The organism is Variovorax sp. V118 (assembly GCF_041154445.1).
GTDB classification, from domain to species: Bacteria; Pseudomonadota; Gammaproteobacteria; order Burkholderiales; family Burkholderiaceae_C; genus Variovorax; species Variovorax boronicumulans.
This window is the reverse complement of record NZ_AP028663.1, coordinates 528263-553288: the sequence shown is the minus strand read 5'-3', so window position 1 is coordinate 553288 and position 25026 is coordinate 528263. Positions and strand designations below refer to the sequence as shown.

At 69.6% G+C, this 25026-nt stretch carries 21 protein-coding genes; 7 read left to right on the top strand and 14 right to left on the bottom strand.

Going from position 1 to position 25026, the window contains the following annotated elements:
- Window positions 1–178 precede the first annotated feature (178 nt).
- Entirely contained in the window at window positions 179–646 is a 468-nt protein-coding gene (locus tag ACAM52_RS02535) for a nuclear transport factor 2 family protein (RefSeq protein WP_369646027.1), read from the top strand.
- Here ACAM52_RS02535 and ACAM52_RS02530 read toward each other — a convergent pair.
- Genes ACAM52_RS02530 through ACAM52_RS02520 form a run of 3 tightly spaced genes read right to left on the bottom strand, consistent with a single transcriptional unit; the run spans window position 609 to window position 5482 of the window.
- Window positions 609–2108 carry a class I adenylate-forming enzyme family protein gene (locus ACAM52_RS02530; protein ID WP_369646026.1) on the bottom strand — a complete coding sequence of 500 codons (1500 nt, stop codon included), beginning with the start codon at window positions 2106–2108 and terminating at the stop codon, window positions 609–611. The genes ACAM52_RS02535 and ACAM52_RS02530 overlap by 38 nt on opposite strands.
- A gap of 3 nt (window positions 2109–2111) precedes the next feature.
- Window positions 2112–3101: a Bug family tripartite tricarboxylate transporter substrate binding protein gene (locus ACAM52_RS02525; RefSeq protein WP_369646025.1), complete on the bottom strand. Its 990-nt coding sequence runs from the start codon at window positions 3099–3101 to the stop codon at window positions 2112–2114.
- Between the two features lie 44 nt (window positions 3102–3145).
- Complete coding sequence (locus tag ACAM52_RS02520; protein ID WP_369646024.1) at window positions 3146–5482, bottom strand: acyl-CoA dehydrogenase; 2337 nt, start codon at window positions 5480–5482, stop codon at window positions 3146–3148.
- Between the two features lie 144 nt (window positions 5483–5626).
- On the opposite strand from ACAM52_RS02520, the gene ACAM52_RS02515 reads away from it, so the two are divergent.
- Genes ACAM52_RS02515 through ACAM52_RS02505 form a run of 3 tightly spaced genes read left to right on the top strand, consistent with a single transcriptional unit; the run spans window position 5627 to window position 8965 of the window.
- Window positions 5627–6409: a citryl-CoA lyase gene (locus tag ACAM52_RS02515; RefSeq protein ID WP_159275562.1), complete on the top strand. Its 783-nt coding sequence runs from the start codon at window positions 5627–5629 to the stop codon at window positions 6407–6409.
- 5 nt (window positions 6410–6414) lie between these two features.
- Window positions 6415–7575: an acyl-CoA dehydrogenase family protein gene (locus ACAM52_RS02510; protein WP_369646023.1), complete on the top strand. Its 1161-nt coding sequence runs from the start codon at window positions 6415–6417 to the stop codon at window positions 7573–7575.
- A gap of 10 nt (window positions 7576–7585) precedes the next feature.
- Window positions 7586–8965 (top strand): MmgE/PrpD family protein, encoded by a 1380-nt coding sequence (locus ACAM52_RS02505; RefSeq protein ID WP_369646022.1) that lies wholly within the window; start codon window positions 7586–7588, stop codon window positions 8963–8965.
- Window positions 8966–8981: 16 nt separating this feature from the next.
- Here the strand turns inward: ACAM52_RS02505 and ACAM52_RS02500 are convergent, their stop codons facing one another.
- On the bottom strand, window positions 8982–10025 hold the full coding sequence (locus ACAM52_RS02500; protein WP_369646021.1) for a GlxA family transcriptional regulator: 1044 nt from the start codon (window positions 10023–10025) through the stop codon (window positions 8982–8984).
- Between the two features lie 128 nt (window positions 10026–10153).
- Here ACAM52_RS02500 and ACAM52_RS02495 point away from each other — a divergent pair, with 128 nt between their 5' ends.
- Together ACAM52_RS02495 and ACAM52_RS02490 are read left to right on the top strand one after the other, a co-directional pair.
- On the top strand, window positions 10154–11152 hold the full coding sequence (locus tag ACAM52_RS02495) for a tripartite tricarboxylate transporter substrate binding protein (RefSeq protein WP_369646020.1): 999 nt from the start codon (window positions 10154–10156) through the stop codon (window positions 11150–11152).
- Entirely contained in the window at window positions 11149–12351 is a 1203-nt protein-coding gene (locus ACAM52_RS02490; RefSeq protein WP_369646019.1) for a M20 aminoacylase family protein, read from the top strand. Before ACAM52_RS02495 ends, ACAM52_RS02490 begins: the two co-directional genes overlap by 4 nt.
- Before the next feature lie 33 nt (window positions 12352–12384).
- Here the strand turns inward: ACAM52_RS02490 and ACAM52_RS02485 are convergent, their stop codons facing one another.
- The 10 genes from ACAM52_RS02485 to yaaA form a co-directional block, all read right to left on the bottom strand.
- A complete protein-coding gene (locus ACAM52_RS02485) occupies window positions 12385–13092 on the bottom strand; it encodes an aspartate/glutamate racemase family protein (RefSeq protein WP_369646018.1) in 708 nt (235 codons plus the stop codon).
- 1 nt (window position 13093) lies between these two features.
- The gene (locus ACAM52_RS02480) at window positions 13094–14098 is read right to left on the bottom strand and encodes a Bug family tripartite tricarboxylate transporter substrate binding protein (RefSeq protein ID WP_369646017.1); all 1005 of its coding nucleotides are present in this window, start codon (window positions 14096–14098) and stop codon (window positions 13094–13096) included.
- A gap of 76 nt (window positions 14099–14174) precedes the next feature.
- Window positions 14175–15329: a mandelate racemase/muconate lactonizing enzyme family protein gene (locus tag ACAM52_RS02475; protein ID WP_369646016.1), complete on the bottom strand. Its 1155-nt coding sequence runs from the start codon at window positions 15327–15329 to the stop codon at window positions 14175–14177.
- A 115-nt stretch (window positions 15330–15444) separates the two neighbouring features.
- Window positions 15445–16332, bottom strand: a complete 888-nt coding sequence (locus ACAM52_RS02470) for a LysR family transcriptional regulator (RefSeq protein WP_369646015.1) — start codon at window positions 16330–16332, stop codon at window positions 15445–15447.
- Window positions 16333–16345: 13 nt separating this feature from the next.
- Window positions 16346–17236, bottom strand: a complete 891-nt coding sequence (locus ACAM52_RS02465) for a LysR substrate-binding domain-containing protein (RefSeq protein ID WP_369646014.1) — start codon at window positions 17234–17236, stop codon at window positions 16346–16348.
- A 127-nt stretch (window positions 17237–17363) separates the two neighbouring features.
- The gene (locus ACAM52_RS02460) at window positions 17364–18269 is read right to left on the bottom strand and encodes an SDR family NAD(P)-dependent oxidoreductase (RefSeq protein WP_369646013.1); all 906 of its coding nucleotides are present in this window, start codon (window positions 18267–18269) and stop codon (window positions 17364–17366) included.
- Window positions 18270–18411: 142 nt separating this feature from the next.
- The gene (gene queF, locus ACAM52_RS02455) at window positions 18412–19293 is read right to left on the bottom strand and encodes an NADPH-dependent 7-cyano-7-deazaguanine reductase QueF (RefSeq protein ID WP_307586507.1); all 882 of its coding nucleotides are present in this window, start codon (window positions 19291–19293) and stop codon (window positions 18412–18414) included.
- Window positions 19290–20189, bottom strand: a complete 900-nt coding sequence (locus ACAM52_RS02450) for an alpha/beta fold hydrolase (RefSeq protein ID WP_369629882.1) — start codon at window positions 20187–20189, stop codon at window positions 19290–19292. The genes queF and ACAM52_RS02450 overlap by 4 nt, the downstream gene beginning before the upstream one ends.
- A 19-nt stretch (window positions 20190–20208) precedes the next feature.
- Window positions 20209–21051 carry a 2OG-Fe(II) oxygenase gene (locus tag ACAM52_RS02445; protein WP_062479797.1) on the bottom strand — a complete coding sequence of 281 codons (843 nt, stop codon included), beginning with the start codon at window positions 21049–21051 and terminating at the stop codon, window positions 20209–20211.
- Window positions 21052–21204: 153 nt separating this feature from the next.
- Window positions 21205–21990 carry a peroxide stress protein YaaA gene (yaaA, locus tag ACAM52_RS02440; protein ID WP_369646012.1) on the bottom strand — a complete coding sequence of 262 codons (786 nt, stop codon included), beginning with the start codon at window positions 21988–21990 and terminating at the stop codon, window positions 21205–21207.
- A gap of 105 nt (window positions 21991–22095) precedes the next feature.
- Here yaaA and ACAM52_RS02435 point away from each other — a divergent pair, with 105 nt between their 5' ends.
- Window positions 22096–24966, top strand: coding sequence for a valine--tRNA ligase (locus ACAM52_RS02435; protein WP_095948708.1), 2871 nt, complete (start codon window positions 22096–22098; stop codon window positions 24964–24966).
- The last annotated feature ends 60 nt before the right edge of the window (window positions 24967–25026 follow it).

Below are 25026 nucleotides of genomic sequence, written 5' to 3'. Positions count from 1 at the left end.
CGTGGATTCCTTGTTGAAGGCCCCCACGATGCGGCCTGCACGGCGCATCGGCTGGCGGACAGCAGCGCGGCTCCTTGCAGGATAAGTCCGAGAGCGCGTTGCAGATGTCCGGAAGCAGCGGGCCGGCGCCACGCGGCGCACCTATCGTCGCCGCTCCTTCACTTCATCCCCGCACCCCATGACCCCCGAGCAGAACAAGCGCGCCGTCGTCGACGCCTGGAAGGCCTTCGCCAGCCGAGACCCGCAGCGCGTGCGCGCCGCCTTCACCGACGACGCCGAATGGCTGGCGCCCAAGGGCAACGCCACCGGCGTGGCCCTGGGCTTCACCGACCACATGATCGGGCCGCAGACGATCGTGCGCTTCCTGGTCGAGGAGTTTCCGAAGCTGTTCGTGGCCGATGTCTCGGTGGACTTCACCCACCTGCTCTGCGACGGCGACACCGTGGTCCTCGAGATGCGCCTGCAGGCCACGCTCGCCAGCGGCCGGCACTACGACAACGACTACTGCTTCATCCTCGAACTGCGCGAGGGCCGCATCGCCCGCATGCGCGAGTACATGGACACGCAGAAGGGGCGCCGCAGCGTCATCGGCGACCTGCCGGCCGACCTCAGGGCTGCCGGGCCCGTGCCTGCAGTTCCCGCTTGAGCAGCTTGCCGTTGGCCGTCGTCGGCATCGCGTCGATCACCTCGATGCGCGCGGGCCGCTTGTAGGGCGACAGGTGCTCGGCCAGGTGCGCGCGCAGCGCCGCCTCGTCGAGCGCCGCGCCAGGGTTCAGCTCGACGAAGGCGACGATCTGCTCGTTGCCGTCGGCCTCGGGCACGCCGACCACGGCGCACAGGTGCACGCCCGCGAAGCGCCCGATCACCGCCTCGACCTCGGCCGGGTACACGTTGAAGCCCGAGCGGATGATCATTTCCTTCAGCCGCCCCACCACGAACAGCGCACCGTCGGCGTCGAAGCGGCCGAGGTCGCCGGTGGCGTACCAGCCGCCCGGGCGCATCACCTGTGCGGTGGCGGGCGCGTCGCGGAAGTAGCCCAGCATCAGGCCCGGGCCGCGCAGCCAGATCTCGCCGGTGTCGCCGGGTGCCGCTTCAGTGCCTTCGGGCGTGACGATGCGCCCCTCGCCGCCCTCGACCACGTAGCCGGCCGAGGTGTCGGCGCGCGGCGCCTCGGTGCGCGTGAGGAACACCGAGCCCGCGTACTCCGACAGGCCGTAGCCGTAGTGCAGCGGCTGGCCGAACAGCCGCTCCACGCGCTGCTTGAGCGCCGGGTCGAGCGGCGCGGAGCCCGTGTACACGTAGCGCAGATTCGGAAAGCGCGGCGCCAGCTGCTGCGCCTCGATGTGCGCCAGCAGCCGCGCGTACATGGTCGGCGGCCCGAGCAGGTTCGACACCTGCCCGTGCGCCAGCGCCTCGAGCATGTCGGCCGGCGAGAAGCTGCCGCGCAGCACCAGCGCGGCCCCGCCCGTGAGCGCGGCCATCAGCACGGTGCCGATGCCGAAGATGTGGGTCATCGGCAGGAAGGCGTAGACGCGGTCGCGCGCGTCGAGCGCACGCACCGCCGCCGACACGCGGCCGAAGTGCAGCAGCCCGCGGTGCGACACCATCACGCCCTTGGGCGTGCCCGAAGTGCCCGAGGTGAAGATGATCGCGGCGGCATCGGCCAGCGCCGGGTCGGGCTCGGGGCGGGCCTCGGCGCGCGCGGTGGTGAACATCACGCCGGGCAGCGTGGCCGGCAGGGCCGACGCGCGCTGCGCATGCGTGCGCGCCGCGTCGGACGCGTCGGTGGTGAAGCCACACAGGCGCGCGTCGGCGCGCTCGGCGATGGCGGCGATCTCGCCCGGCGACATGCGCGCGTTGACGCCGCACGACCACGCGCCCACGCGGCTGCAGGCCAGCAGCAGCGCGATGTGGGCGGCGCAGTTCTCGGCCACCAGCAGCACGCGGTCGGTCGGCCGCACGCCGGCGGCGAGCAGGTCGTTCGCGGCGGTCTCGACCATGGCCTGCAACGCGCCATAGGTGGTGGTGCCATCGGGTTCGTGGAGGAACACCGCGTCCGGCGTGCGGGCCGCGCGGTCTTCGAGCAGGTGATGAATGCGGGGCTGCATCGGCTATTCCGCCTCGATGCCCTTGGACGCGCTCGCCCACAGCTTGCGGTCCGACACGCCCTTGGTCGCGAGCACCTCCGGCGCGCCCGTCCAGACCTCGTAGCCCTGCTCGCGCAGGCGGTGCGCGATGTCTTCGCGCGCCAGCATCTTCTGCGCCGCGGCGTTCACGCGCGCGACCAGCGCCGGGTCCATGCGCGCCGGGCCGTACAGGCCGAACCAGCCGCCCACGTCGTAGCCGGGCACGCCCGACTCGATCATGGTCGGCACGTCGGGCAGCATGCGGTTGCGCTGGCGCGAGGTGACGGCCAATGCACGCAGCTTGCCCGACTGGATGAAGGGCCGCGAGGTGGCGATGATGTCGAACATCATCGGCACGGTGCCGGCCATCACGTCGGCCAGCGCCGGGGCGCTGCCCTTGTAGGGCACGTGCGTGAGCTGCACGCCGCTCATCTTCTCGAGCAGCGCGCCGCTCAGGTGGTTGGACGCGCCCACGCCCGCCGAGCCGTAGAACAGCTTGCCGGGCTTGGCCTTGGCATAGGCCAGCAGCTCGCCCACGTTGCGCACCGGCAGGTCGTTGTTGACCACCAGCACGTTGGTGTAGTCGACCAGCGGCGCCAGCGGCGTGAGGTCCTTCATCGGGTCGAAGGGCATGCTGCGCTGCACGTTCGGGTTGATGGTGATGGTCGGGCTCGCGCCGAAGAACAGCATCGCGCCGTCGGGCGGCGCCTTGGCCACGGCGTTGCCGCCGAGCGAGCCGGCGGCGCCGGGCCGGTTGTCCACGATCACCTGCGTGCCCAGCTCCTGGCCCAGCGCGGGCGCGAGCAGGCGCGCGGCGCCGTCCACCGGCCCGCCGGCCGAATAGCCCACCACCAGCTTGACGAGCGGCGGCAGCGGCTGCTGCGCGAAAACGCGCGAAGGCAGTGCGGCCAGCGCCGCGCTGCCCGCCAGCGCGGCCATGAGCTGGCGGCGCGAAATAAAGTCGAGGGATTGCATGAGCGTTGTCTCCAGTTGTGTATGTCTTTGGCGGCTCACATCGCTCAGGCCGGCAGGTCCAAGACCTGTCGCGCGAGGATGTTGCGCTGGATCTCGTTCGTGCCGCCGTAGATCATGGCGGCGGTGGCGCCGATGAGCGGCGAGAGCACGTTGAAGCTCTGGCCGTCGAGCACCTGGTCGCCCGCGACCGCGCCCTGCTCTTCGCCGGCCTCGACCAGCAAGGCACCGATGCGGTGGTAGGTCTCGCTGGCCCAGATCTTCAGCAGCGACACCGACGCGGGCAGCGGCTTGCCCGCGCGCACGATGTCGGCAAAGCCCGTGTACGCGGCCGACAGGTCGAGCACGTCGAGCCGCAGCGCCGCGAAGCGCTGCGCGAACACCGGGTCGGCGAACAGGCGCCGTGCCTGCCCGAGCCGCGCCAGCTGGCCCAGCGCGTACTGCGACTGCTTGGGGCTGCCCAGGAAGATGCGCTCGAAGCCCAGCAGCGCCTTCGCGATGGTCCAGCCGCCGTGCAGCCGGCCCACGAGCTGGTCGGCCGGCACGCGCACGTTGTCGAAGAACACCTCGCAGAACTCGGGCTCGCCCGCCAGCGTGTGGATCGGCCGCACCGTGACACCCGGCGTGCGCAGGTCGCACAGCAGGAAGCTGATGCCCTCCTGCTTGCGCGCGCCCTTGTCGGTGCGCACGAGCATGAAGATGTGGTTGGCGTCCTGCGCGAGCGTGGTCCAGATCTTCTGGCCGTTGACGACGAAGTGATCGCCCTGCGCATCGTGCCCCGCCACCGCCTCGGTGCGCAGGCCGGCCAGGTCGGAACCGGCATTGGGCTCCGAATAGCCCTGGCACCACACGTGCTCGCCGCTCAGGATGCGCGGCAGAAAGCGCTGCTGCTGCTCGGGCGTGCCGTGCTGGATGAGCAGCGGCCCGATCATCACGATGCCCTGGTCCGGCGCGCGCGCCACGCCGTGCTGCTCCAGCTCCTCGATCCAGGCGATGAGCTTGTCCGCCGGCAGGCCCATGCCGCCGTGCGACTGCGGCCAGGCCGGCGCGATCCAGCCCTGCGCCGAGAGCGTGAGGTACCACTCGCGAATCTCGCTCCAGCGCGCGCGGTGCGACAGGTAGCGCAGATGCGCCGGATAGCGCTGCTGCAAAAAGCCGCGCACCATGCGGCGGAACTCGGCCTCGGGCATGGCGGACCAGTCGGTGGTGCGCGCGAGGAACTCGCCGTTCCAGGCCGTAGCACTGCCCGCAGCAGCTTCAGCTTCGCCGGTCAGCGCGGCATGCCGGCGCTGGTGCGCCGTGGCATTGCCCAGCCAGGCCGACAGGCACAGCACGCGCTTGTAGAACAGGCTCAGGTCGCACTCCTGCGTGTAGCCGATGGCCCCGTGCAGCTGCACCGCCGCGCGCGACGCCTGCAGCGCGGCAGCGGTGCACCGCGCATTGACGCGGCTGGCCTCGGCTTCGAGCCGGTCAGAAGGCAAGGTGCCGTCGCTTGCCAGCGCCAGCACCTCGTTCAGCGTGGCCTGCGCCACCTCGAGGTGGATGAACATGTCGACGCTGCGGTGCTGCAGCGCCTGGAAGCTGCCGATGGGCTTGCCGAACTGCGAGCGGGTGCGCAGGTAGGCCAGCGTCTGCGCCAGCATCGCCTGCCCCGCGCCGAGCAGCTCCGCGGCCTGCAAGATTTGTCCGGCCGCGAGCGCCTGGCGCAGCGCCTCCTGCGCGGCCGGCCCACTGGCCAGCACGGCGTCGGCCGGCAGCACGACCTCTTCGAAGCGCAGGTTGGCTGCCTGGCTGCCATCGACCAGCGGCACGATCGTCTCGCTCACGCCGGCTGTGCCGCGCGGCACCCACAGCAGCACGGCGTCGTCCTCGCCGCGCGCCGACACCAGCCAGCCGCTGGCGGCGGCGCCGGGCAGCACCATGAGCTTGTCGCCCTGCAGCAGCACACCGCCCCCATGACCGGGCCGCGCCTCGCAGCCGCAGGCCAGCGGCACGGCGCTGAGGTCGCCCGCACTTTCCTGCCAGGCCAGCGCGGGCAGGCTGCGGCCCGCCACCAGCTCGGCCAACAGGGCACGCGCCGCCGGCGTGTCGAGCCGTGCCAGCAGCAGCGCGCTCAGGCCCGCCACCGCCAGCAGCGGCTCAGGCGCCGCGTGCTCGCCGGCCGCGCGCAGGATCTCGGCGGCGCCATCGAGCCCCAGTGCGAGGCCGCCGGCCGCTTCGGGCGCCAGCATGCCGGGCCAGCCGAGCGCGGCGATCTCGCCCCAGCCTTGCGCCTCGTCGGCCTGCGGGTGTTCGGTGCGGGCGCGGCGTCGCGCGGTGGCGCCGCTGCGGGTGAAGTAGTCGAGCGCCGCTTCGCGCACGGCCAGGAGTGAGTCGGAATCCATCGCGCTGTCTGCCTTTTCTTTTCCGTTGCAATGACGAGTCGCAGCGTGCCCGAAGACCTCGCCGGCGGGCATTCGCGAATGCGGAAGGGAGGGTTTCGCAATCACTGAGCGCCTGCGGGCGCGCGCGGGGATAGATTTGCAGCCATGACAAAGATCAAGAAATCCCTGCACACCGACCTCGGCCACAGCACGCCCGACAAGATCACCGTGCGCGGGCGCGACCTGCCCTCGGAAATCCTCGGCCACCTCAACCTGGGCGACATGGCCTTCCTGGAGCTGACGGGCCGCATCCCGACGCCGCAGGAGTCCGTGACCTTCAACGCCATCGTCGTCACGCTGGTGGAGCACGGCGTGACGCCCAGCGCGCTGGCCGCGCGGCTCACCTACGCCGGCGCGCCCGAAGCCCTGCAGGCCGCCGTGGCCGCCGGCCTGTGCGGGCTGGGCACCGTGTTCGTAGGCAGCACCGAGGGCGCCGCGAAGATGCTGTACGAGGCCATTCCCTTCGGCGAGAAGCCGACACGCCCGCTGGCCGACATGGCGAAGGACATCGTGGCCGATCACCGCGCACGCAAGATCATCGTGCCCGGCTTGGGCCATCCGCTGCACAAGCCGATCGACCCGCGCACGCCGCGCCTGTTCCAGATCGCAGCCGAGAACGGCCTGTCGAGCCACTACGTCGCGCTGATGCAGGCCGTGCAGGAAGAGGCCGAGCGCGTGTCGGGCAAGTCGCTGCCGATCAACGCCACGGGCGCCATCGGCGCGATTGCCGCCGAGTTCGGCTTTCCGTGGAAGATCATCCGCGGCTTCGGCGTGATGGCGCGCGCGATCGGCCTCGTGGGCCACATCCTCGAGGAGATCGACGACCCGATGGCCATCGAGATCTGGCAACGCGTCGAAAAGGAAGCGGGCGGCCCCCGCCAGGACTGAACACGATGATCGCTACCGACAACCGCTTTCCCGACATCCGCGACGCCGTGCGCGACCTGTGCGCGCAGTTTCCCAACGAGTACTTCCGCAAGGTCGACGAGGCGCGCGGCTACCCCGCCGAGTTCGTCGACGCACTCACCCAGGCCGGCTGGATGGCCGCCCTGATTCCCCAGGAGTACGGTGGCTCGGGCCTGGGCCTGACCGAAGCCTCGGTGATCATGGAAGAGATCAACCGCTGCGGCGGCAACTCGGGCGCCTGCCACGGCCAGATGTACAACATGGGCACGCTGCTGCGCCACGGCAGCGAGGCGCAGAAGCGCCAGTACCTGCCGAAGATCGCCAGCGGCGAGCTGCGCCTGCAGTCGATGGGCGTGACCGAGCCGACCACCGGCACCGACACCACCAAGATCAAGACCACCGCGGTGAAAAAGGGCGACCGCTATGTGGTCAACGGACAGAAGGTGTGGATCTCGCGCATCCAGCATTCGGACCTGATGATTTTGCTGGCGCGCACCACGCCGCTGGCGGACGTGAAGAAGAAGTCGGAAGGCATGTCGATCTTCATCGTCGACCTGCGCGAGGCCATCGACAACGGCATGACGGTGCGGCCCATCCTGAACATGGTGAACCACGAGACCAACGAGCTGTTCTTCGAGAACCTCGAGATCCCGGCGGAGAACCTGATCGGCGAGGAAGGCCAGGGCTTCAAGTACATCCTCGATGGCCTGAACGCCGAGCGCACGCTGATTGCCGCCGAGTGCATCGGCGACGGCTACTGGTTCATCGACAAGGTGACGGCCTACACGAAGGACCGCGTGGTGTTCGGCCGGCCCATCGGGCAGAACCAGGGCGTGCAGTTCCCGATTGCCGAAGCCTTCATCGAGACCGAGGCCGCGAACCTGATGCGCTACGAGGCCTGCCGCCTGTTCGACGCGCGCCAGCCCTGCGGTGCGCAGGCCAACATGGCGAAGTACCTCGCGGCCAAGGCGAGCTGGGAGGCGGCCAATGCGTGCCTGCAGTTCCACGGCGGCTTCGGCTTTGCCTGCGAATACGACATCGAACGCAAGTTCCGCGAGACGCGGCTGTACCAGGTGGCGCCGATCTCGACCAACCTCATCCTGAGCTACGTGGCGGAGCACATGCTCGGCCTGCCTCGTTCGTTCTGAAGGACTGCACATGAACGCCATCGACCACCCCAGCAAGGTGCTCGCGACCTTCGCGGCCGAGCTGAAGTTTGCCGACATTCCCGCGCCCGTGCTGCGCCGCACCGAAGACCTGATGCTCGACTGGCTCGGCTCCGTGCTCGCGGCCCGCACGGCACGGCCGGTGCGCAGCATCGAGCGCTTCGCGCAGATGATGGGCCCGGCCGACGGGCCGAGCGAGATCCTCACCTCGCGGCGCACCAGCTCGCCGCTGTTCGCGGCACTGGTCAACGCGGCGGCCTCGCACTACGTGGAGCAGGACGACGTGCACAACGGCTCGGTGTTCCACCCGGCCGCCGTGGTCATCGCACCCGCGCTGGCCGTGGCGCAGAGCATCGGCGCCAGCGGCGCGCAGCTGCTGACGGCCGTGGTCGCGGGCTACGAGGTGGGCATCCGCGTCGGCGAGTTCCTCGGCCGGTCGCACTACCGCACCTTCCACACCACGGCGACGGCGGGCACGCTCGCGGCGGCCGCGGCTGTGGGTCGGCTGCTCGAGCTGTCGCCGCAGCAGATGCTGCATGCCTTCGGCTCGGCCGGCACGCAGTCGGCCGGCGTGTGGGAATTTTTGCGCGACGCGGCCGACTCGAAGCAGCTGCACTGCGCGCACGCGGCGGCCAGCGGGTTGATGTCGGCCTACCTCGCGCAGGACGGCTTCACGGGCGCGGCGAAGATCCTCGAAGGCGCGCAGGGGCTGGGCGTGGGCATGTCGAGCGACGCCGATCCCGCGAAGCTCACCGACGGCCTGGGCACGCGCTGGACGCTGGCCGAGACCTCGTTCAAGTACCACGCCTCCTGCCGCCACACGCACCCGGCCGCCGACGCGCTGCTGCAGGTGATGGAACGGAGCCAGCTCAAGCCAACCGACGTGTCCCGGGTCACGACCCACGTGCACCAGGGCGCCATCGACGTGCTGGGGCGCGTGACGGTGCCCGCCACGGTGCACCAGGGCAAGTTCTCGATGGGCACGGTGCTGGGCCTCATCGCCGTGCACGGCCGCGCGGGCCTGGGCGAGTTCGACCGCGACTTTCTCTCGCCCGAGGTCTCGGCCTTCCGCGAGAAGGTGACGATGGCGCTCGACGACGAGGTCGACACCGCCTACCCCGCGCGCTGGATCGGCAAGGTCAGCGTGCACACGGCCGACGGCCGCACGCTGGCCGGCCGCGTCGACGAGCCCAAGGGCGACCCCGGCAACAGCCTGAGCCGCGCCGAGATCGAGGACAAGATGCAGCGCCTGGCGCACTACGGCGAAGGCGCGACGGCCGACGAAGCGAAGGCGCTGTGCGAGCGCGTCTGGCAGCTGGCCGGCACGGCCCGCGTGGGGCGCTGGCTGCAGGCGACCTCCTCCGCCGCCTGAACCACGGCGCGCCCGCTCACGCCTCGGGCAGCGAGGTCTCCTGCAGGCGCCAACGCGCGCGCGGACCGCGAAAGGTGTAGCGGTCGCGGTAGCGCTGCGGGCTGGTGCCGGTGGCGCGCGCGAACATGCGGCAGAACGCGCTGGTGTCGCCGTAGCCGCAATCGCGCGCGATCTCGTCCACCGAACGGAAGGTGCCTTCGAGCCACATCTGCGCGCGCTGCACGCGCAGTCCCTGCAGGTACTTCAGGGGCGTCATGCCCGAATGCTGGTGGAACAGGCGCGTCAACGTGCGCTCGCTCACCGACGCTGCCGCAGCGGCCTCGGCCAGCCGCAGGGGTTGACCCGCATGGGCCTGCATCCACGCCTGGGCCAGGTACAGCGGTGTGTCGCGCGCCTGGCCCATCACCTGCGTCCCCGTCATCGCGGCCGACAGGGCCTGCCGCTCGGTGTTGAGCAACAGCTTCTCGGCACCCGCGTGCGCCAGGTCGGCCAGGCCCGCGTAGCGCGCCAGGTGCAGCACCAGCGCATGCAGCAGCGACGGCGCCACCGCGCAGACGCAGCCGCGCTCCGCCACGATCGGCTCCCTGGCTTCCATGCGCACCCCAGGAAAGTACTTCTCGAAACCCGACTGGTAGAGCCAGGGGATCGGCGCGCTCAGGATGCAGTCCGCCTGCGCCAGCAGCCAGATGCCCGTGCCGCAGGCACCGATCAGGCTACCCGCCTCGAAGCGCCGGCGCACCAGCTCGACGCTGGCGGCATTGCGCCGCACCAGCTTCTGCAGCGCCGGGATGGACTGCATCACCAGGGGCGCCACCAGCAGCACGCGCGGCCCCGGCTGCGGACGGCGCGCATGACGGCGCTCGTCTTCGTTGATGCAGGTCTGCGCATGCCAGCGGTGCGCGCGGCCGTCGGCACCGAGCAGACGCCAGCTCGCGGCCGGCAAGGCGTCGCGCGGCGCACGCACGCGCGCCAGGGCATTGAGCTCACGCAGCACGTCGACGGCGGACCACAGCGCACCGGGTGCGCCGCCCTCTGGGAGCAACAGATCGAAGTGAACCACCGGCGGGACTCCTGGCTGAAACAGCACATCGATTGGCTGGATCAAACATTGTGGCAGGCCACGGGCAAACCTACGATCCGCCGACCGTTCGATCCTTCCTGTCCCGTCCTGCCCTGTCCTGTCATGAGGTGTCTGCCTTGATCCGCTTCTGCCTGAAAGCCTCGCTGCTCGCCCTGTGCAGCGCCACCACCCTGCTGGCGGCCCCTACCGCCGGCGCGGCCTGCGTGTCCAGACCCGTCACGCTGATGGTGCCCTACCCGGCCGGCGGCCTGTCCGACGTGATCGCGCGGTCCATCCACCTGTCGCTGTCGAAGCAGCTGGGCCAGCCGGTGCTGGTCGAAAACCTCGGCGGCGCCGGCGGTGCGATCGCGGCGCAGAAGGTGCTGGCGGCACCGGCCGACGGGCACATGGTGTTCCTGGGGTCGCCCAATGAAGTGATCCTCACGCCACTCGCCAATGCCGCCGTGAAGCTGCGCCACGACCAGTTCCGCCTGCTCGGCCCCGTGACGTTCAACCCGATGGTGCTGCTGGCGCGCAAGGACCTGCCGGCGCAGTCCATCGACGAGCTGATCACCCTCGCCCGCACGCCCGGCGGCAAGCCGCTGAGCTACGGCAGCGTGGGGTACGGCTCGCTGTACCACTTCGCGGGCGAAGACCTGTCGACGCGCGTGGGCGCCGCCATACTGCACGTTCCCTACAAGGGCGGCGCGCCGCTGCTGCAGGACATGGGCGCGGGCCTCGTGGACTTCACGATGATGCCGTGGGCCACGATGTACCGCGGGCTGGCCGACCAGGGACGCCTGAAGATCCTCGGCTGGGTCGGGCCGCGCCGCGAGAAGTTCGCCCCCGAAGCCCCGGCCTTTGCCGAAGGCAGGCTGCTCAAGGACTTCGAGTACAGCACCTGGGCCGGCCTGATGGTGCGCAAGGAAACGCCGGACGCCACGGCCGCCTGCCTGCACCAGGCGCTCACGACCACGCTGGAACAGCCCGAGGTGCAACAGGCGATCCTGTCGACCGGCTCCATGCCGGCCGCTGCGCGCACGCTCGACGAATCGGCGAAGCAGTTCGCGGCCGAGGCCGCGCGCTTCCAGGCCCTGGCCAAACGCATCAACCTGCAACCCCAATGACCGACACGCCACACGACACCCGCGAGGTGCGCGACTGGGCCGAGGCGCACGCCGGCACCTACACCGCCGTGCGCCGCCAGATCCATCGCCACCCCGAACTGGGCTTCGAGGAGTTCCAGACCAGCGCGCTGGTCGCCGACCGGCTCGAAGCCTGGGGCTACCAGGTGGACCGCGGCATCGGCGGCACCGGCTTCGTCGCCCAGCTGAAGCTGGGCGACAGCCCGCGCCGCCTGGGCATCCGTGCGGAGATGGATGCGCTGCCGATGACCGAGCTTGCGCAAATTCCGCACGCCAGCCAGCGGCCCGGCGTGATGCACGCCTGCGGGCACGACGGCCACACCACGATGCTGTTGTTCGCGGCGCAGTACATCGCCGAGCAGCGGCGCTTCGACGGCACGCTGAACCTGATCTTCCAGCCGGCCGAGGAAGGCCTGAACGGTGCCTCGCGCATGATGCAGGAGGGCCTGTTCACGCGCTATCCCTGCGACGCGGTGTTCGCCATGCACAACATGCCCGGCCTGCCGGCAGGCCAGCTGTTGTTCCGCGAGGGCGCGCAGATGGCCTCGGGCGACACGGTGGTCATTACGCTCGCCGGGCGCGGCGGCCACGGCGCCATGCCGCATCTGGCGACCGACCCCACGGTGGCCGCCGCCAGCATCGTGATGGCGCTGCAGACGGTGGTGTCACGCAACACCGACCCGCTGCATGCGGTGGTGGTCACGGTGGGTGTGCTGCAGGCGGGCACGGCCAGCAACGTGATTCCGGAGACGGCGCTGCTGAAGCTCACGGTGCGCGCGCTGGACCGCGACGCGCGCGACCTGGCCGAAGCCCGCATCCGCGCCCTGGTGCATGCCCAGGCCCAGAGCTTCGGGCTGGAGGCCGAGGTGGACTACCAGCGCGGCTACCCGGTGCTGGTCAACACGCCGTCCGAGACCGCGTTCGCGCGCACGGTGGCACGCAACCTCGTGGGCCCGCAGGGCATGGTCGAGACCGGGCCGCCCGTGATGGCCAGCGAAGATTTCGCCTTCATGCTCGAAGAGGTGCCGGGGTGCTATTTCTTCATCGGCAACGGCACGCACATCCGCGAAGGCGGCTGCAGCGTGCACAACCCTCACTACGACTTCAACGACCATCTGCTGCCGGTCGGTGCCGCCTACTGGGCGAGCCTGGTGGAGCAGTACCTGCCGAAGGCCGGCTGACCGGGCCTTCGCGCACGCAGGGAAAGGCCCGGTTCAGGCGAACAGCAGTCCCTGCCCCGGCGAGCGCGCATCGAGCCCCCCGGTGCGCACGAGGTCCCAGAAGCCCGCGGGCGAGCTGGACACCACGGGCACCTGCAGGCGCGCCTCGACCTCGCGCACGGCATCGAGCGTGACGAGGCCGCCGCACGAGATGAGGAGGCCGTCGGCGCCGGGCTGGTCTTCGAACACCTTCAGGCACAGGTCGACCAGCACCTCGGTCGACACCTGGCCCACGGCCTGCACGTCGGAGATGGCCAAGCCTTCGAGTGCCAGCGGTTCGAAGTCGCTCTGCTCGAGGTAGGTGCGCAGCTGCGTGTTGACCTCGTCGATGTAGGCCGTGGCGACGGCCACGCGCCGCACCTTCAAATGGCGCAGGCCCGCGAGGATGGCGTCGCTCATCGTCGTGCAGGGCAGGCCCGTGGCCTGTTCCATCTCGCGCTTCAGCTGGCGGGTGAAGGCCACGCCGCGAAAGAAGCTCAGCGAGGTGCCCATGAGGGAGACGGCGCTCGCGCCCTCTTCCTTCAGCGCCAGCGCCTTGCCGATGACCGAGTCGATCACCTCGGTGTAGCCGCGCGTGGAGATTTCGCCGAGGCCCAGGCCCTTGGCGCTGAAGCGGATGCGGTCGCCGTAGAGCAGCGGGCCGTCGACCGGCACGGCGCCGGCTGCAGGGGGAACGATGAGGCCGAGATGGGGCTGTGTCACCTCAGTTGCCCTCCGCCACGATGCGCTGGTCCATGATGATGCGTTTCCATCGCGTCGTTTCCTCCGCCATGTCCTTGCCCAGCTGGGCCGGCGTGGCGTAGGCGCGCAGCGTGCCTTGTGCGGCGGCGGCCGTGCCCGTCTCGGGCATGTCGAGCACGGTCTTCACGGCGGCCGAGAGCTTGTCGACCACGTCGTTGGGCGTGCCCGCCGGGGCGAGCAGGAAGATGCGCGGCGCGACGTCGAAGCCCGGCAGCGCCTCGGCCAGCGGTGCCACGCCTTCGGCGCCTTCGAGCTTCGCGTTGTTCAGCAACGCGAGCGCGCGCAGCTTGCCGGCCTTCGACTGCGCCATGGCGGCGGTGGCGCTCACCACGCCCAGCGGCACCTGGCCACCGACCACGTCGGGCACGATCTGCGCCGCGCCGCGGTAGGGCACATGCACCACGAACGCGCCGGTGGATTGCTTGAGCATCTCGAAGCCCAGGTGCTGCACGGTGCCGACACCCGACGACGCGTAGGAGTAGCGGCCCGGGTGCGCCTTGAGTTCCTTGACAAGTTCGGCGGGCGTCTTCGCGGGAAAGTCGTTGCCCGCGACGATCATCAGCGGCGACACGAAGGCGCCGGCCACGGGCTTGAAGCTGGTCAGCGGATCGATCGCAATCTTCGGCTGCAGCAGCTTGGCGATGAGCAAGGCGCTGTCGCCCATCATCAGCGTGTAGCCGTCGGGCGGTGCCTTGGCGACAAGGTCGGCCGCGATGAGGCCGGTGGCGCCGGTGCGGTTTTCGACCAGCACCTGCTGGCCCAGCACGGCGGGCAGGCGCGCGCTGAGCATGCGCGCCACCGCGTCGACACCGCCGCCGGCCGAGTAGCCGACGACGATGCGGATGGGCTTGTCGGGAAACTTCTGCGCCCACGCGGGTGCGGCGGCCAGCAGGCCGGCCAGGGCCAGGGTGGCCTGCAGGGCATGCCGGCGCGATGGCCGCATGGCGTCTGTTCTTCTGTCGTTCATCTTGTCTCCGTGGTGGTCGGGATGCGCCGGCCGTCTGCGCGGCCTGGTCGTGGTCGGAAGTGTCGTCGGGTGGCGCTCAGGCCTTGCCTTTCCCGTGCGAGGTCGGCAGCTTCGCGAGTTCGCGCACGCGCTCGGCGTTGGGCGTGAAGCCCAGGCCCGGCGCCTCGGGCAGCGTGAGCCAGCCCTGGTCGGGCACGGGCAGGCCGTCGAAGATCTGCTTGAGCATCTGCACCGCGACGTAGTGGTACTCGACCAGCCCGCCGTTGGACACGCCCGCGTGCAGGTGCATGTTGTGGAAGGGCCAGGCGCCGCCGTTGTCGATGGGCACGTTGAAGGCCGCGGCCATGCCCGCGATCTTCAGGCACTGCGAATAGCCGCCCGAGATGGTCACGTTGGGCTGCAGCACGTCGGCCGCCTGGTTCACCAGCAGGTCACGAAAGCGGAAGGCCAGGCCCTCGTTCTGCCCGCAGGCCAGCGGGATGCGCGTGCGCGCGCGCAGCTGGGCCATCTGGCGCACGTCGTTCTGCGTGAGCGGCTCCTCGAAGAAGCTGATGCCGTAGGGCTCGATGCGGTGCGCGAGTTCGGTGGCGTGGAACAGGTCGAGGCCGCAGTTGGCATCGACGTACAGCTTGACGTCGGGGCCCACGGCCTCGCGCACGGCGGCCACGCGGCGCACGTCTTCGGCAATGACCTCGCCGAGCGGACGCGGCTCGTCGCGGCGCGCGAGCGCGTGGTTGCCGACGGTCATCTTCAGGCGATTGAAGCCTTGCGACACCCACAGCTTGGCGGCGGCGGCGAGCTGGTCGCGCTCGAAGAAGCCGAAGCCGAAGGTGGCGTACACCGGCACCTTGGCGCGCGCGCCGCCGAACAGGCGCCACAGCGACTGACCCAAGGCCTTGCCCTTGAGGTCCCACAGCGCGATGTCGAGCGCGGCGATGGTGTGGCTCGCATAGCCGGTCTGGCCGCGCGGCGAGAGCAGCCAGTAGAGCTTCTCCCACAGGCGCTCGGTGGCCATCGGGTCTTCGCCGATCAGCGCGGGGCCGGCCACTTCGCGCACGGCGGCGGCGATGATTTCTTCTTCGGTGATGGCGGTCATGCCGTGGCCGACGAGGCCGGTGTCGGTCTCGATCTCGGTGAGGCACAACGACAGCGAGGTCTGCTTGTTCAGGCCGACCACGTCGATGGTCACGGGGATGTTCAGCGGCGTGGCGCTGACGCGGATGATCTTCAAGGGTGTCTCCTTTGGTGTGCCCGCATCTTTGCGCGAGGGCCGCAGGAGAACAATTCGTTTTTGGCGAGTTCGAGCCTTCGCGCGGCGCGAAGGCTCGCCGCCCGAGCGCCTCGGATCAGTCGGGACGGCCGAGGTGTTCGAGCACCGAGCGCGCGGCGGCCGTGAGCTCCTGCTGGCGGCGCACGCACAGCAGGTGGCGGCGCAGCGCCCAGGGCGCGTCGAGCTTGAGGCAGCGCAGCTTGAGAATCTGCAGCTGCGGCAGGATGGCCGCATAGGGCAGCACGCCGATGCCCACGCCTTGCTCCACCATGCGGCAGACCATGTCGAAGCTGCCCACCTGCATGCGCACCTTGAGCGGCACCTGGGCCTCGAGCGCGGCGGCCAGCAGCACGCGGTGCAGCGCCGTGCCTTCGCGCACCACGATATGGTCGTGGCGCAGCACCTCCGCCACGTCGATGCGCTTGCGGCGCGCCAGCGGGTGGTCGCGCGCGACCACCACGGCCAGCTCGTCGGTGCGGTAGGGCAGGCATTCGAGGCCGTCGGCGGGCGTCTGGCCCTCGATCACGCCGATGTCGGCCAGGCCGGCCTGCACGGCCTTCACCACCTCGGTGCTGGCGCGCTCCTGCAGGTCGATCTTGAGCACCGGATGCAGGCGCAGGAACGAGCCGATCTGCGCCGGCAGGAACTGCGCGATGGTCGAGGCGTTGGCCGTGATGCTGACCACGCCCGCCACGCCGCTCTGGAAATCGTCGAGCTCGGCGCCCAGCCGGTCCATGGCCGAGAGCACGGCGCGCGCATGCAGCAGCAGGCCGTGGCCGGCCGAGGTGAGCGTGACGCCGCGCGCATGGCGCACCAGCAGCGGCAATCGGGCGCGCGCCTCGAGATCGGATATGCGCTTGCTCGCAGCCGCGAGCGCGATGTGGCAGCGCTTGGCGCCTTCGCTGATGCTGCCGTGGTCGGACACGGCCACGAACAGGCGCAGCGATTTCAGGTCGGCGGACATGGCCCGTCGCGCCTCAGGCCAGGGTGAGGTGGTCGAACAGCTCGCGCGCGGAGGCCGGCAACTGCTCGCGGTCGCGCGCGATGAGCTTGAGTTCGCGCTCGGCCCATGCGTCGCTCAAGGGCACCGTGGCGATCCGCATCGCCATCGACAGCCGCTGCGCCGACGACGAGGGCAGCACGCCGACGCCCACGCCCGCTTCGATCATCAGGCAGATGGCCTCGAAGCTGCTCACCTGGATGCGCGGGTTGAAGCCGCGCCCCGCGAGTTCGGCGCGGCGTTGCAGAAAGCGGTGGATCGCGCTGCCGTGGTGCAGGCCCACGTGCTGCTCGTCGAGCGTGTCGGCAAAGGCCACCGACGACGCGCCCGCCAGCGGGTGCGTGGGCGGCACCACCAGCACGAGCTGGTTGCGGCCGAAGGGGCGCGCATCGAATTCGCCGGTGTGCACATCGCCCGCGAGGATGCCGATGTCGGCCTCGCCGTCGGCCACGGCGCGCACGATTTCTTCGCTCAGGTATTCGCGCAGATCGACCTGCACGGCCGGGTGCTGCGTGAGAAAGCCCGCGAGCTTCTGCGGCAGGTACTCGGTGATCGAGGTGGTGTTGGCGAACACGCGCACATGGCCCTTGATGCCCTTGCCGAAGTCCTGCATGTCGCAGCGCAGGTGCTCCATCTGCTGCATCACGCGCTTGGCGTGGTACAGCACCGCCTGCCCCGCGGCCGTGAGGCTCACGCCCTGCGCGCTGCGGTGCAGCAGCTTGCCGCCCACCGCTTCTTCCATCTGCTTGATGCGCGTGGACGCGGCGGCCAGCGAGATGCAGGCCTTCTCGGCGCCGCGCGTGAGGCTGCGCGCGTCCGCCACGTAGACGAACAGTTTCAGGTCGAACAGGTCGAAGTGCAGATTCACCGGGCGGGCACGAAGGAAGCGGGAGGAACGCGCATTGTCCGGCGAACGACGCCGCGTGCAGCCGCTTGCGGGTTTGTCCTCAGAAGGTGTGAATGAATCCGGACATGGTGGGTCCGTTCACACCCTCTCAGACCGGGTCCCAGCTGAACACGTCGGCCGAGCGGTCCAGCGGGAAGAAACTGGCGCGCATCGCGGGCATGGCGTGCTCGGCGATGCTCTCGGGCGTCCAGCCTTCCGAGCGGTGGATGGAACGCACCGGGCGCGGCTGGCTGATGAGCGAGATCTCGTTGTTGCGCACCGAGAAGATCTGCCCGTTCACGGCCGCCGCCGCGTCGCTCGCCAGGTACACCGCGAGCGGCGCCACCTTGGCCGGCGTCATCTGCTTGATCTTGTCGACGCGGGCGCGCTGCTCGTCGGTGTCGGTGGGAATGGCGCCGATCATGCGGCTCCAGGCGAAGGGCGCGATGCAGTTGGAGCGCACATTGAACTTGAGCATGTCCAGCGCGATGGACTTCGACAGCGCCGCGATGCCGAGCTTGGCCGCCGCGTAGTTGGCCTGGCCGAAGTTGCCGATCAGGCCCGAGGTGGAGGTCATGTGCACCAGCGCGCCCGAATTCTGTTCCTTGAAGTGCGTCGCGGCCGCGCGGCTCACGAAGTAGGCGCCGTACAGGTGCACCTTGATCACCGCGTCCCACTCGTCGACCGACATCTTGTGGAAGAACCGGTCGCGCAGGATGCCCGCGTTGTTCACCACCGCATCGATACGCCCGAAGCTGTCGACCGCGCATTCCACGATGCGCCCCGCGCTCGCGGCATCGGCCACGCTGTCGGTGTTGGGCACAGCTTCGCCACCTGCCGCGCGGATTTCCTCGACCACCTGCTGTGCCGGCCCGGCACTGCCGCCGGCGCCGTCGAGCCCCGCGCCGATGTCGTTGACCACCACCTTCGCGCCGTGCCGCGCCATTGCGAGCGCGATGTCGCGCCCGATGCCGCCGCCCGCGCCGGTGACGACGACCACTTTGCCTTCAACCATGTGTCTCGCCTCTGCTTCGGATGTTCGTTCGCCCGCGAACTCGCGGGGGAATTTCAGAATGCCACAGGGGGCGGCCTGCGAGTTCAGGAATTCCGAAGAGGGGCTTAAGCCGCGGCTGCGCGCGACCGCCCGCGGGTGGCCGTTACTGCCGCGCCGTGCGGATGTTCACCGGCAGCGCCTGCGGCCAGCTCGTGCGGAACGGGTTGATGTCCAGCCCGCCGCGCCGCGTGTAGCGCGCGTACACCGCGAGCTTGGTCGGCTGGCACTGGCGCCAGATGTCCGTGAACATGCGTTCGGCGCAGGGCTCGTGGAACTCGTTGTGGTTGCGAAAGCTCACGATGTACGCCAGCAGGCCGGCCTGGTCGATGGGCGGGCCGCTGTAGCGGATCTGCACGCTGCCCCAGTCGGGCTGGCCGGTGACGAGGCAGTTGCTCTTCAGAAGCCGGCTGGTGAGGGTTTCGTTCACGTGCACCTGCGTCGTGTCACTGCTCAGCAGCTCGGGCGCGGGCTGGTAGTGGGTGCATTCGATGTCGAGGCGGTCGAGGTCCAGGCCGTCGATCTCGTGCACCGGTTCGCGGTCGAACAGGTCGGGCGTGAGCAGCTTCACGCCGATGCCGGCCGACTGGTCGCTGCCGCGCCATGCGGCTTCGGAAAGGTCGGTGCGCAGGTGCTCGCGCACGGCATCGATGCTGGCGAAGGTGCTGTTGTTGAAGCTGTTGAGGTACAGCTTGAACGACTTGCTCTCGATGATGTTGGGCGTTTCGCAGGGAATGGTGAAGTGCGCGATGGCCACCTGCGGCTTGCCGCGCGGGTTCAGCCAGCTCAGCTCGAAGGCGGTCCAGAGGTCGGCGCCGAAAAAGGGCAAGGCGCCGGCCTGGATGCCCATGGCTTCGCGCTGCGTGGTGCGTGCGATGGGGAACAGCAGCGACGGGTCGTACTTGTCGGCGTAGGCCGAGGCGCGACCGAGCTGCGACTGTTCGGGGGTGTTGGGGTTCGTGTTGGGGTTGGTCGGGTCGTGGCTCATGGGGCGGTTCCGGCATCCGCCGCGTGTGCGAACGGAGCGATGTGGTGGGCGAGGATCGTGCAGACCTCGGGCGGCAGGTCGTGGCCCATGCCGGGCACCGAGATGAAGGTCGCACCCGGAATGCGCTGCGCCGAATCGCGGCCGCAGGCGATGGGCACGAGCGCGTCGGCGTCGCCGTGCAGCACCAGCGTCGGGCGCTGGATGCGCGCCAGCACCTGCGGGCGGTCGTCGTCGGCGCCGATGGCGAGCATCTGGCGCATCAGGCCCGCCGGGTGGTAGGCGCGGCGCATGCTGAAGGTGAGGCGCGTGGCCAGTTGCTCGTCGGTCTGCGGGTAGGCCGGGCTCTGGATGAGCCGCAGCAGCTTGATGCTGTGCGCGACCAGCGCGGCCTCGTCGTGGCTGCGCGGGCGCCGCATGAGCATGGCCCCGACCTCGCGGCGCGGGCCCGGCAGGCCGCGCGCGCCGCTGGAGCTCATGATGCTCACGAGGCTGGCGGTGCGCTGCGGCGCGGTGGCGGCGATGCGCTGCGCGATCATGCCGCCCATCGAGGCGCCGACGATGTGGGCGCGGGCAATGCCCAGCGCGTCGAGCACGCCGAGCGAATCGAGCGCCATGTCCTGCAGCGTGTAGGCGCTGCGCACCTTCAGGCCGATGCGATGGCGGATGGTTTCCCACACGAGGTTGCCGGTGCCGAGGTGGTCGAAGCCCTGGCTCAGGCCGATGTCGCGGTTGTCGTGGCGCACCACGCGAAAGCCCGCATCGACCAGCTGCTGCACGAACGCGTCGGGCCAGGCAACCAGTTGCATGCCCAGCCCCATGATCAGCAGGATGACGGGGCGCCCTTCGCCGCCGGTGTCGTCGACTTCGATCTGCAGGCCGTTGGCGGTGACTTTCATCGGTTCCTTGTTTTTCTTTTTACTTGAACTCGCGCTCGCGCAGCCACTTGGTGGCGACCCATTTCTCGCCCGCGAGCACCGGCGCGCCGCCGTGCAGCGTGCGGGTGGCGGGGTCGGGCCGGTCGTAGCTGAAGAACACACCGGTGCCGCGCACCGGGGCCACTTCGAGCCCGATGTCGGGGAAGGTGGTGGCGCCGCCCTGCTCGGGCTCCTGCAGGTACATCACGAGCGTGGCCACGCGCTGGCCGCCGCGTTTGAGGATGGTGGGCGTGCCGGGCTCGTGCGGGTCGAAGTAGTCGTAGTGCGGGCGGTACTGCGCGCCGGGCGCGTAGCGCAGGATCTGCAGGCCCTCGCCGTACTCGAGCGGCCAGCGCAGCAGCATGGCCAGGCGCTGTTCGAGGCGCGCGACGATCTCGTTCTCGCCGCGCTCGAAGAACATGCCGTCGCTGGTGCGGTCGACGTTGAGCACCTCGCCGCCGGTACGGGTCTCGACGGTGAGCGAGCGGGCCAACCGCACGCGCGCGGCGGCGATCAGGCCTTCGCATTCCTCGACCGACAGCAGGTTGCCGAACACCACGACGCGCGGATGCCGCACGGTCTGCAGCACCTGCACGCGGCGGTCACCGGCCTCGATGTACAGCGGCGCGCCGTCCAGGTCGGGGCCGGGCATCTCGGTGCGCGCCGGCGCCAGGGCCGCCTCCACATCAGGAAACCCGGCCTCCAGCTGGGCCAGTGCGAGGTCGGTGGCGGCATCCTGCCAGCCGGCCGCCCGCATCGACATGCGCAACGCGGGCACCGAATGGCCGGCCGCGAGCTGGGCCACCAGCCATTCGCGCAATTCCGGACTGATCGCTTGGGACATGTCAGTGCTCCTCCACTCTGCAATGAGACCCGCAACACATGACTCCACGCAGTTCTTCGCCAGAAACACCGCGGAACCGGCTTTGCCGGGCCGCTGGTGTTGCCCCCTGGAAGGGGGTTGGCGAAGCGACACGAAGTGCGCGCAGCCTGGGGGTCATGCTAGCTTTCTTCTGAACACCAGCCTTTCGGCTGTCGACACATCGGCGTCGAAACCATAACCCTCGAGGTCGAATTTTTCCAGCGCCTTGGGCGTGGCCGCCTGGTGCAGCACGGCCCAGCGCGCCAGCAGGCCGCGGGCGCGCTTGGCGAAGAAGCTCACGATCTTGTACCTGTCGCCCTTCCACTCCTGGAACACGCATTCGACCACGCGGGCCTTGAGCACCTTCTGGTCGACCGACTTGAAGTACTCCTGCGAGGCGACGTTGACGACGACCGGCGTGCGGTCGGCCGCCAGGCGCTCGTTCAGGTGCTCGGCGATGCGCGAGCCCCAGAAGGCGTACAGGTCCTTGCCGTGGCGGTTGGCCAGCGCGGTGCCCATTTCGAGCCGGTAGGGCTGCAGGCGGTCCAGCGGGCGCAGCAGGCCGTACAGGCCGCTGAGGATGCCCACGTGGTCCTGCGCCCAGGCGAGCTGGGCGGGCGTGAGGCTGCGGGCGTCGAAACCGCCGTAGACGTCGCCGTCGAAGGCGAAGGCGGCCTGGCGGGCGTTCTTCTCGGTGCTTTTGGACGACCAGGCGGCGTAGCGGGCCACGTTGAGGGCCGAGAGCTTGTCCGACAGGTGCATCAGCTCGGCGATGTCCTGGGGCGACTTCTCGCGCAGCAGCTTGATGAGTTCGACCGAGGGGCCGCGCGGGGCTTCGAAATGGGGCTGGGTGGCGGGGGTTTCGGAGGGGACGGGGGTGTCGTAGTCGAGCGACTTCGCGGGGGAAAGCAGGAACAGCATCAGTCGATTATGTGGGGCTGGGGTTTCCCCGGGCCGCCCCGGTAAAATCCCGGGCAATCCCACCCTGTCACCAACGGCACCTGAGGGTGCCGTTTTGCATTCCCCATGAGCGAACCTACCTCCCAGCCCGGCCTCGAGAGCCTGTCCAAATCGTTCGAACCCGCCGCCATCGAGGCGCACTGGGGCCCGGAATGGGAGCAGCGCGGCTACGCCAAGGCGGGCTTCCGCGGCACGCAGCAGCCCAAGGAAGGCGCCGAGTCGTTCGCGATCCAGCTGCCGCCGCCCAACGTCACGGGCACGCTGCACATGGGCCATGCGTTCAACCAGACGATCATGGACAGCCTCACGCGCTACCACCGCATGAAGGGCGCCAACACGCTGTGGGTGCCGGGCACCGACCACGCGGGCATCGCCACCCAGATCGTGGTGGAGCGCCAGCTGCAGGAGCAGAAGGTCAGCCGCCACGACCTGGGCCGCAAGAACTTCGTGGCGCGCGTGTGGGAGTGGAAGGAAAAGTCGGGCAGCACCATCACCGAGCAGATGCGCCGCATGGGCGACACGGTCGACTGGAGCCGCGAGTACTTCACGATGGACGACGACCTCTCGAAGGTGGTCACGCACACCTTCGTGAAGCTGTATGAAGAAGGCCTGATCTACCGCGGCAAGCGCCTGGGCAACTGGGACCCGGTGCTCAAGACCTCGGTGAGCGACCTGGAAGTCGAGAGCGAGGAAGAAGACGGCTCGCTCTGGCACATCGCCTACCCGCTGGAAGACGGCAGCGGCACGCTCACGGTGGCCACCACCCGCCCCGAGACCATGCTCGGCGACACGGCCGTGATGGTCCACCCCGAAGACGAACGCTACAAGCACCTGATCGGCCAGCGCGTGAAGCTGCCGCTGGTGGATCGGCTGATTCCCATCATTGCCGACGACTACGTCGACAAGGAATTCGGCACCGGCGTGGTCAAGGTGACGCCCGCGCACGACTACAACGACTACGCCGTCGGCCAGCGCCACAAGCTCGAGGTGATCGGCATCCTGACGCTCGACGCGACCATCAACGACAACGCGCCTGAAAAATACCGCGGCATGGACCGCTTCGTGGCGCGCAAGGCCATCGTGGCCGACCTCGAGGCGCTCGGCCTGCTGGTCGAGGTGAAGAAGCACCGCCTCATGGTGCCGCGCTGTGCGCGCTCGGGCGCCGTGGTCGAGCCCATGCTCACCGACCAGTGGTACGTGGCCATGACGCGCCCCGGCGCCGACGGCCAGTCGATCGCGCAGAAGGCCATCGACGTCGTGAAGTCGGGCGAGGTGCGCTTCGTGCCCGAGAACTGGGTCAACACCTACAACCACTGGATGGAGAACATCCAGGACTGGACCATTTCGCGCCAGCTCTGGTGGGGCCACCAGATTCCGGCCTGGTACGACGAAGACGGCAAGGTGTACGTGGCCGAGACCGAAGCCGAGGCCCAGGCCAAGGCACCGGGCAAGACGCTCACGCGCGACGAAGACGTGCTCGACACCTGGTACTCGTCGGCGCTGGTGCCCTTCTCGTCGCTGGGCTGGCCCGAGAAGACGCAGGACCTGGCGCTGTACCTGCCCTCGACCGTGCTGGTGACGGGCTACGACATCATCTTCTTCTGGGTCGCCCGGATGATCATGATGACCAAGCACTTCATGGGCACTGTGCCGTTCAAGGACGTGTACATCCACGGCCTGGTGCGCGATGCGCAGGGCAAGAAGATGAGCAAGTCGGAAGGCAACGTGCTCGACCCGGTCGACCTGATCGACGGCATCGAGCTGCCCGCGCTGCTCGACAAGCGCACGCAGGGCCTGCGCAAGCCCGAGACCGCACCGGCCGTGCGCAAGAACACGCAGAAGGAATTCCCCGAGGGCATTCCGGCCTTCGGCGCCGATGCGCTGCGCTTCACCTTCGCTTCGCTGGCTTCGCTCGGCCGCAGCATCAACTTCGACTCGAAGCGCTGCGAGGGCTATCGCAACTTCTGCAACAAGCTGTGGAACGCCACGCGCTTCGTGCTGATGAACTGCGAAGGCCAGGACTGCGGCCTGCTGGAGCACACCAAGGAAGACTGCCAGGTCGGCGGCAAGGCGCACGGCTACCTGAAGTTCAGCCGTGCCGACTTCTGGATCGTCTCGCAGTTGCAGCGCGTCGAGGCCGAAGTGGCCAAGGGCTTCGAGGAATACCGCCTGGACAACGTGGCCAACGCGATCTACCAGTTCGCCTGGGACGAGTTCTGCGACTGGTACCTCGAGATTGCCAAGGTGCAGATCCAGACCGGCGACGACGCGCAAAAGCGCGCCACGCGCCGCACGCTGATCCGCGTGCTCGAGGCGCTGCTGCGCCTGGCGCACCCGATCATTCCGTTCATCACCGAAGAGCTGTGGCAGAAGGTGTCGAAGGTCGCGGGCCGCGAAGGCGCGTCGATCATGATCGCGGCCTACCCGCAGAGCCAGCCCGAGAAGATCGACGAGGCCGCCGAGGCGCACGTGGCGCGCCTGAAGGCGCTGGTCGACGCCTGCCGCACGCTGCGCGGCGAGATGAACGTGTCGCCCGCGACGCGCCTGCCGCTGTACGCGGTGGCCGACGACGCCGAGGGCGCGGCCTTCCTGCGCGACGCGGCCCCGGTGCTGCAGGCGCTGGCCAAGCTCAAGGAAGTGAAGGTGTTCGACGACGAGGCCTCGTGGCAGGCCGCCGCCGAAGCGGCGCCCGTGGCGGTGGTGGGCGCGGCGCGCCTGTGCCTGCACATGGAGATCGACAAGGCGGCCGAGAAGCTGCGCATCGGCAAGGAAATTGCACGCATCGAGGGCGAGATCGCCAAGGTGCACGGCAAGCTCGGCAACGAGGCCTTCGTGGCCAAGGCGCCGCCCGCCGTGATCGAACAGGAGCGCACGCGCCTGGTCGATTTCACCGCCACGCTGGAGCGCCTGCGCGACCAGCTTGTGCGCCTCGGCTGACAGACGGGGTCCGGGTGGGGGATTAGGATTTGGTCATCGGCTTCGCGCCGTCCCCTCTCT

Excerpts from the sequence above, each read along its gene's own strand:
- ACAM52_RS02505 (WP_369646022.1), top strand. The coding sequence starts at position 7,586 with ATGAACGCCATCGACCACCCCAGCAAGGTGCTCGCGACCTTCGCGGCC.
- ACAM52_RS02515 (WP_159275562.1), top strand. The coding sequence starts at position 5,627 with ATGACAAAGATCAAGAAATCCCTGCACACCGACCTCGGCCACAGCACG.
- ACAM52_RS02530 (WP_369646026.1), bottom strand. The coding sequence starts at position 2,108 with ATGCAGCCCCGCATTCATCACCTGCTCGAAGACCGCGCGGCCCGCACG.
- yaaA (WP_369646012.1), bottom strand. The coding sequence starts at position 21,990 with ATGCTGTTCCTGCTTTCCCCCGCGAAGTCGCTCGACTACGACACCCCC.
- ACAM52_RS02435 (WP_095948708.1), top strand. The coding sequence starts at position 22,096 with ATGAGCGAACCTACCTCCCAGCCCGGCCTCGAGAGCCTGTCCAAATCG.
- ACAM52_RS02510 (WP_369646023.1), top strand. The coding sequence starts at position 6,415 with ATGATCGCTACCGACAACCGCTTTCCCGACATCCGCGACGCCGTGCGC.
- ACAM52_RS02460 (WP_369646013.1), bottom strand. The coding sequence starts at position 18,269 with ATGGTTGAAGGCAAAGTGGTCGTCGTCACCGGCGCGGGCGGCGGCATC.
- ACAM52_RS02450 (WP_369629882.1), bottom strand. The coding sequence starts at position 20,189 with ATGAAAGTCACCGCCAACGGCCTGCAGATCGAAGTCGACGACACCGGC.
- ACAM52_RS02535 (WP_369646027.1), top strand. The coding sequence starts at position 179 with ATGACCCCCGAGCAGAACAAGCGCGCCGTCGTCGACGCCTGGAAGGCC.
- queF (WP_307586507.1), bottom strand. The coding sequence starts at position 19,293 with ATGAGCCACGACCCGACCAACCCCAACACGAACCCCAACACCCCCGAA.
- ACAM52_RS02470 (WP_369646015.1), bottom strand. The coding sequence starts at position 16,332 with ATGTCCGCCGACCTGAAATCGCTGCGCCTGTTCGTGGCCGTGTCCGAC.
- ACAM52_RS02480 (WP_369646017.1), bottom strand. The coding sequence starts at position 14,098 with ATGAACGACAGAAGAACAGACGCCATGCGGCCATCGCGCCGGCATGCC.
- ACAM52_RS02490 (WP_369646019.1), top strand. The coding sequence starts at position 11,149 with ATGACCGACACGCCACACGACACCCGCGAGGTGCGCGACTGGGCCGAG.
- ACAM52_RS02525 (WP_369646025.1), bottom strand. The coding sequence starts at position 3,101 with ATGCAATCCCTCGACTTTATTTCGCGCCGCCAGCTCATGGCCGCGCTG.
- ACAM52_RS02520 (WP_369646024.1), bottom strand. The coding sequence starts at position 5,482 with ATGGATTCCGACTCACTCCTGGCCGTGCGCGAAGCGGCGCTCGACTAC.
- ACAM52_RS02445 (WP_062479797.1), bottom strand. The coding sequence starts at position 21,051 with ATGTCCCAAGCGATCAGTCCGGAATTGCGCGAATGGCTGGTGGCCCAG.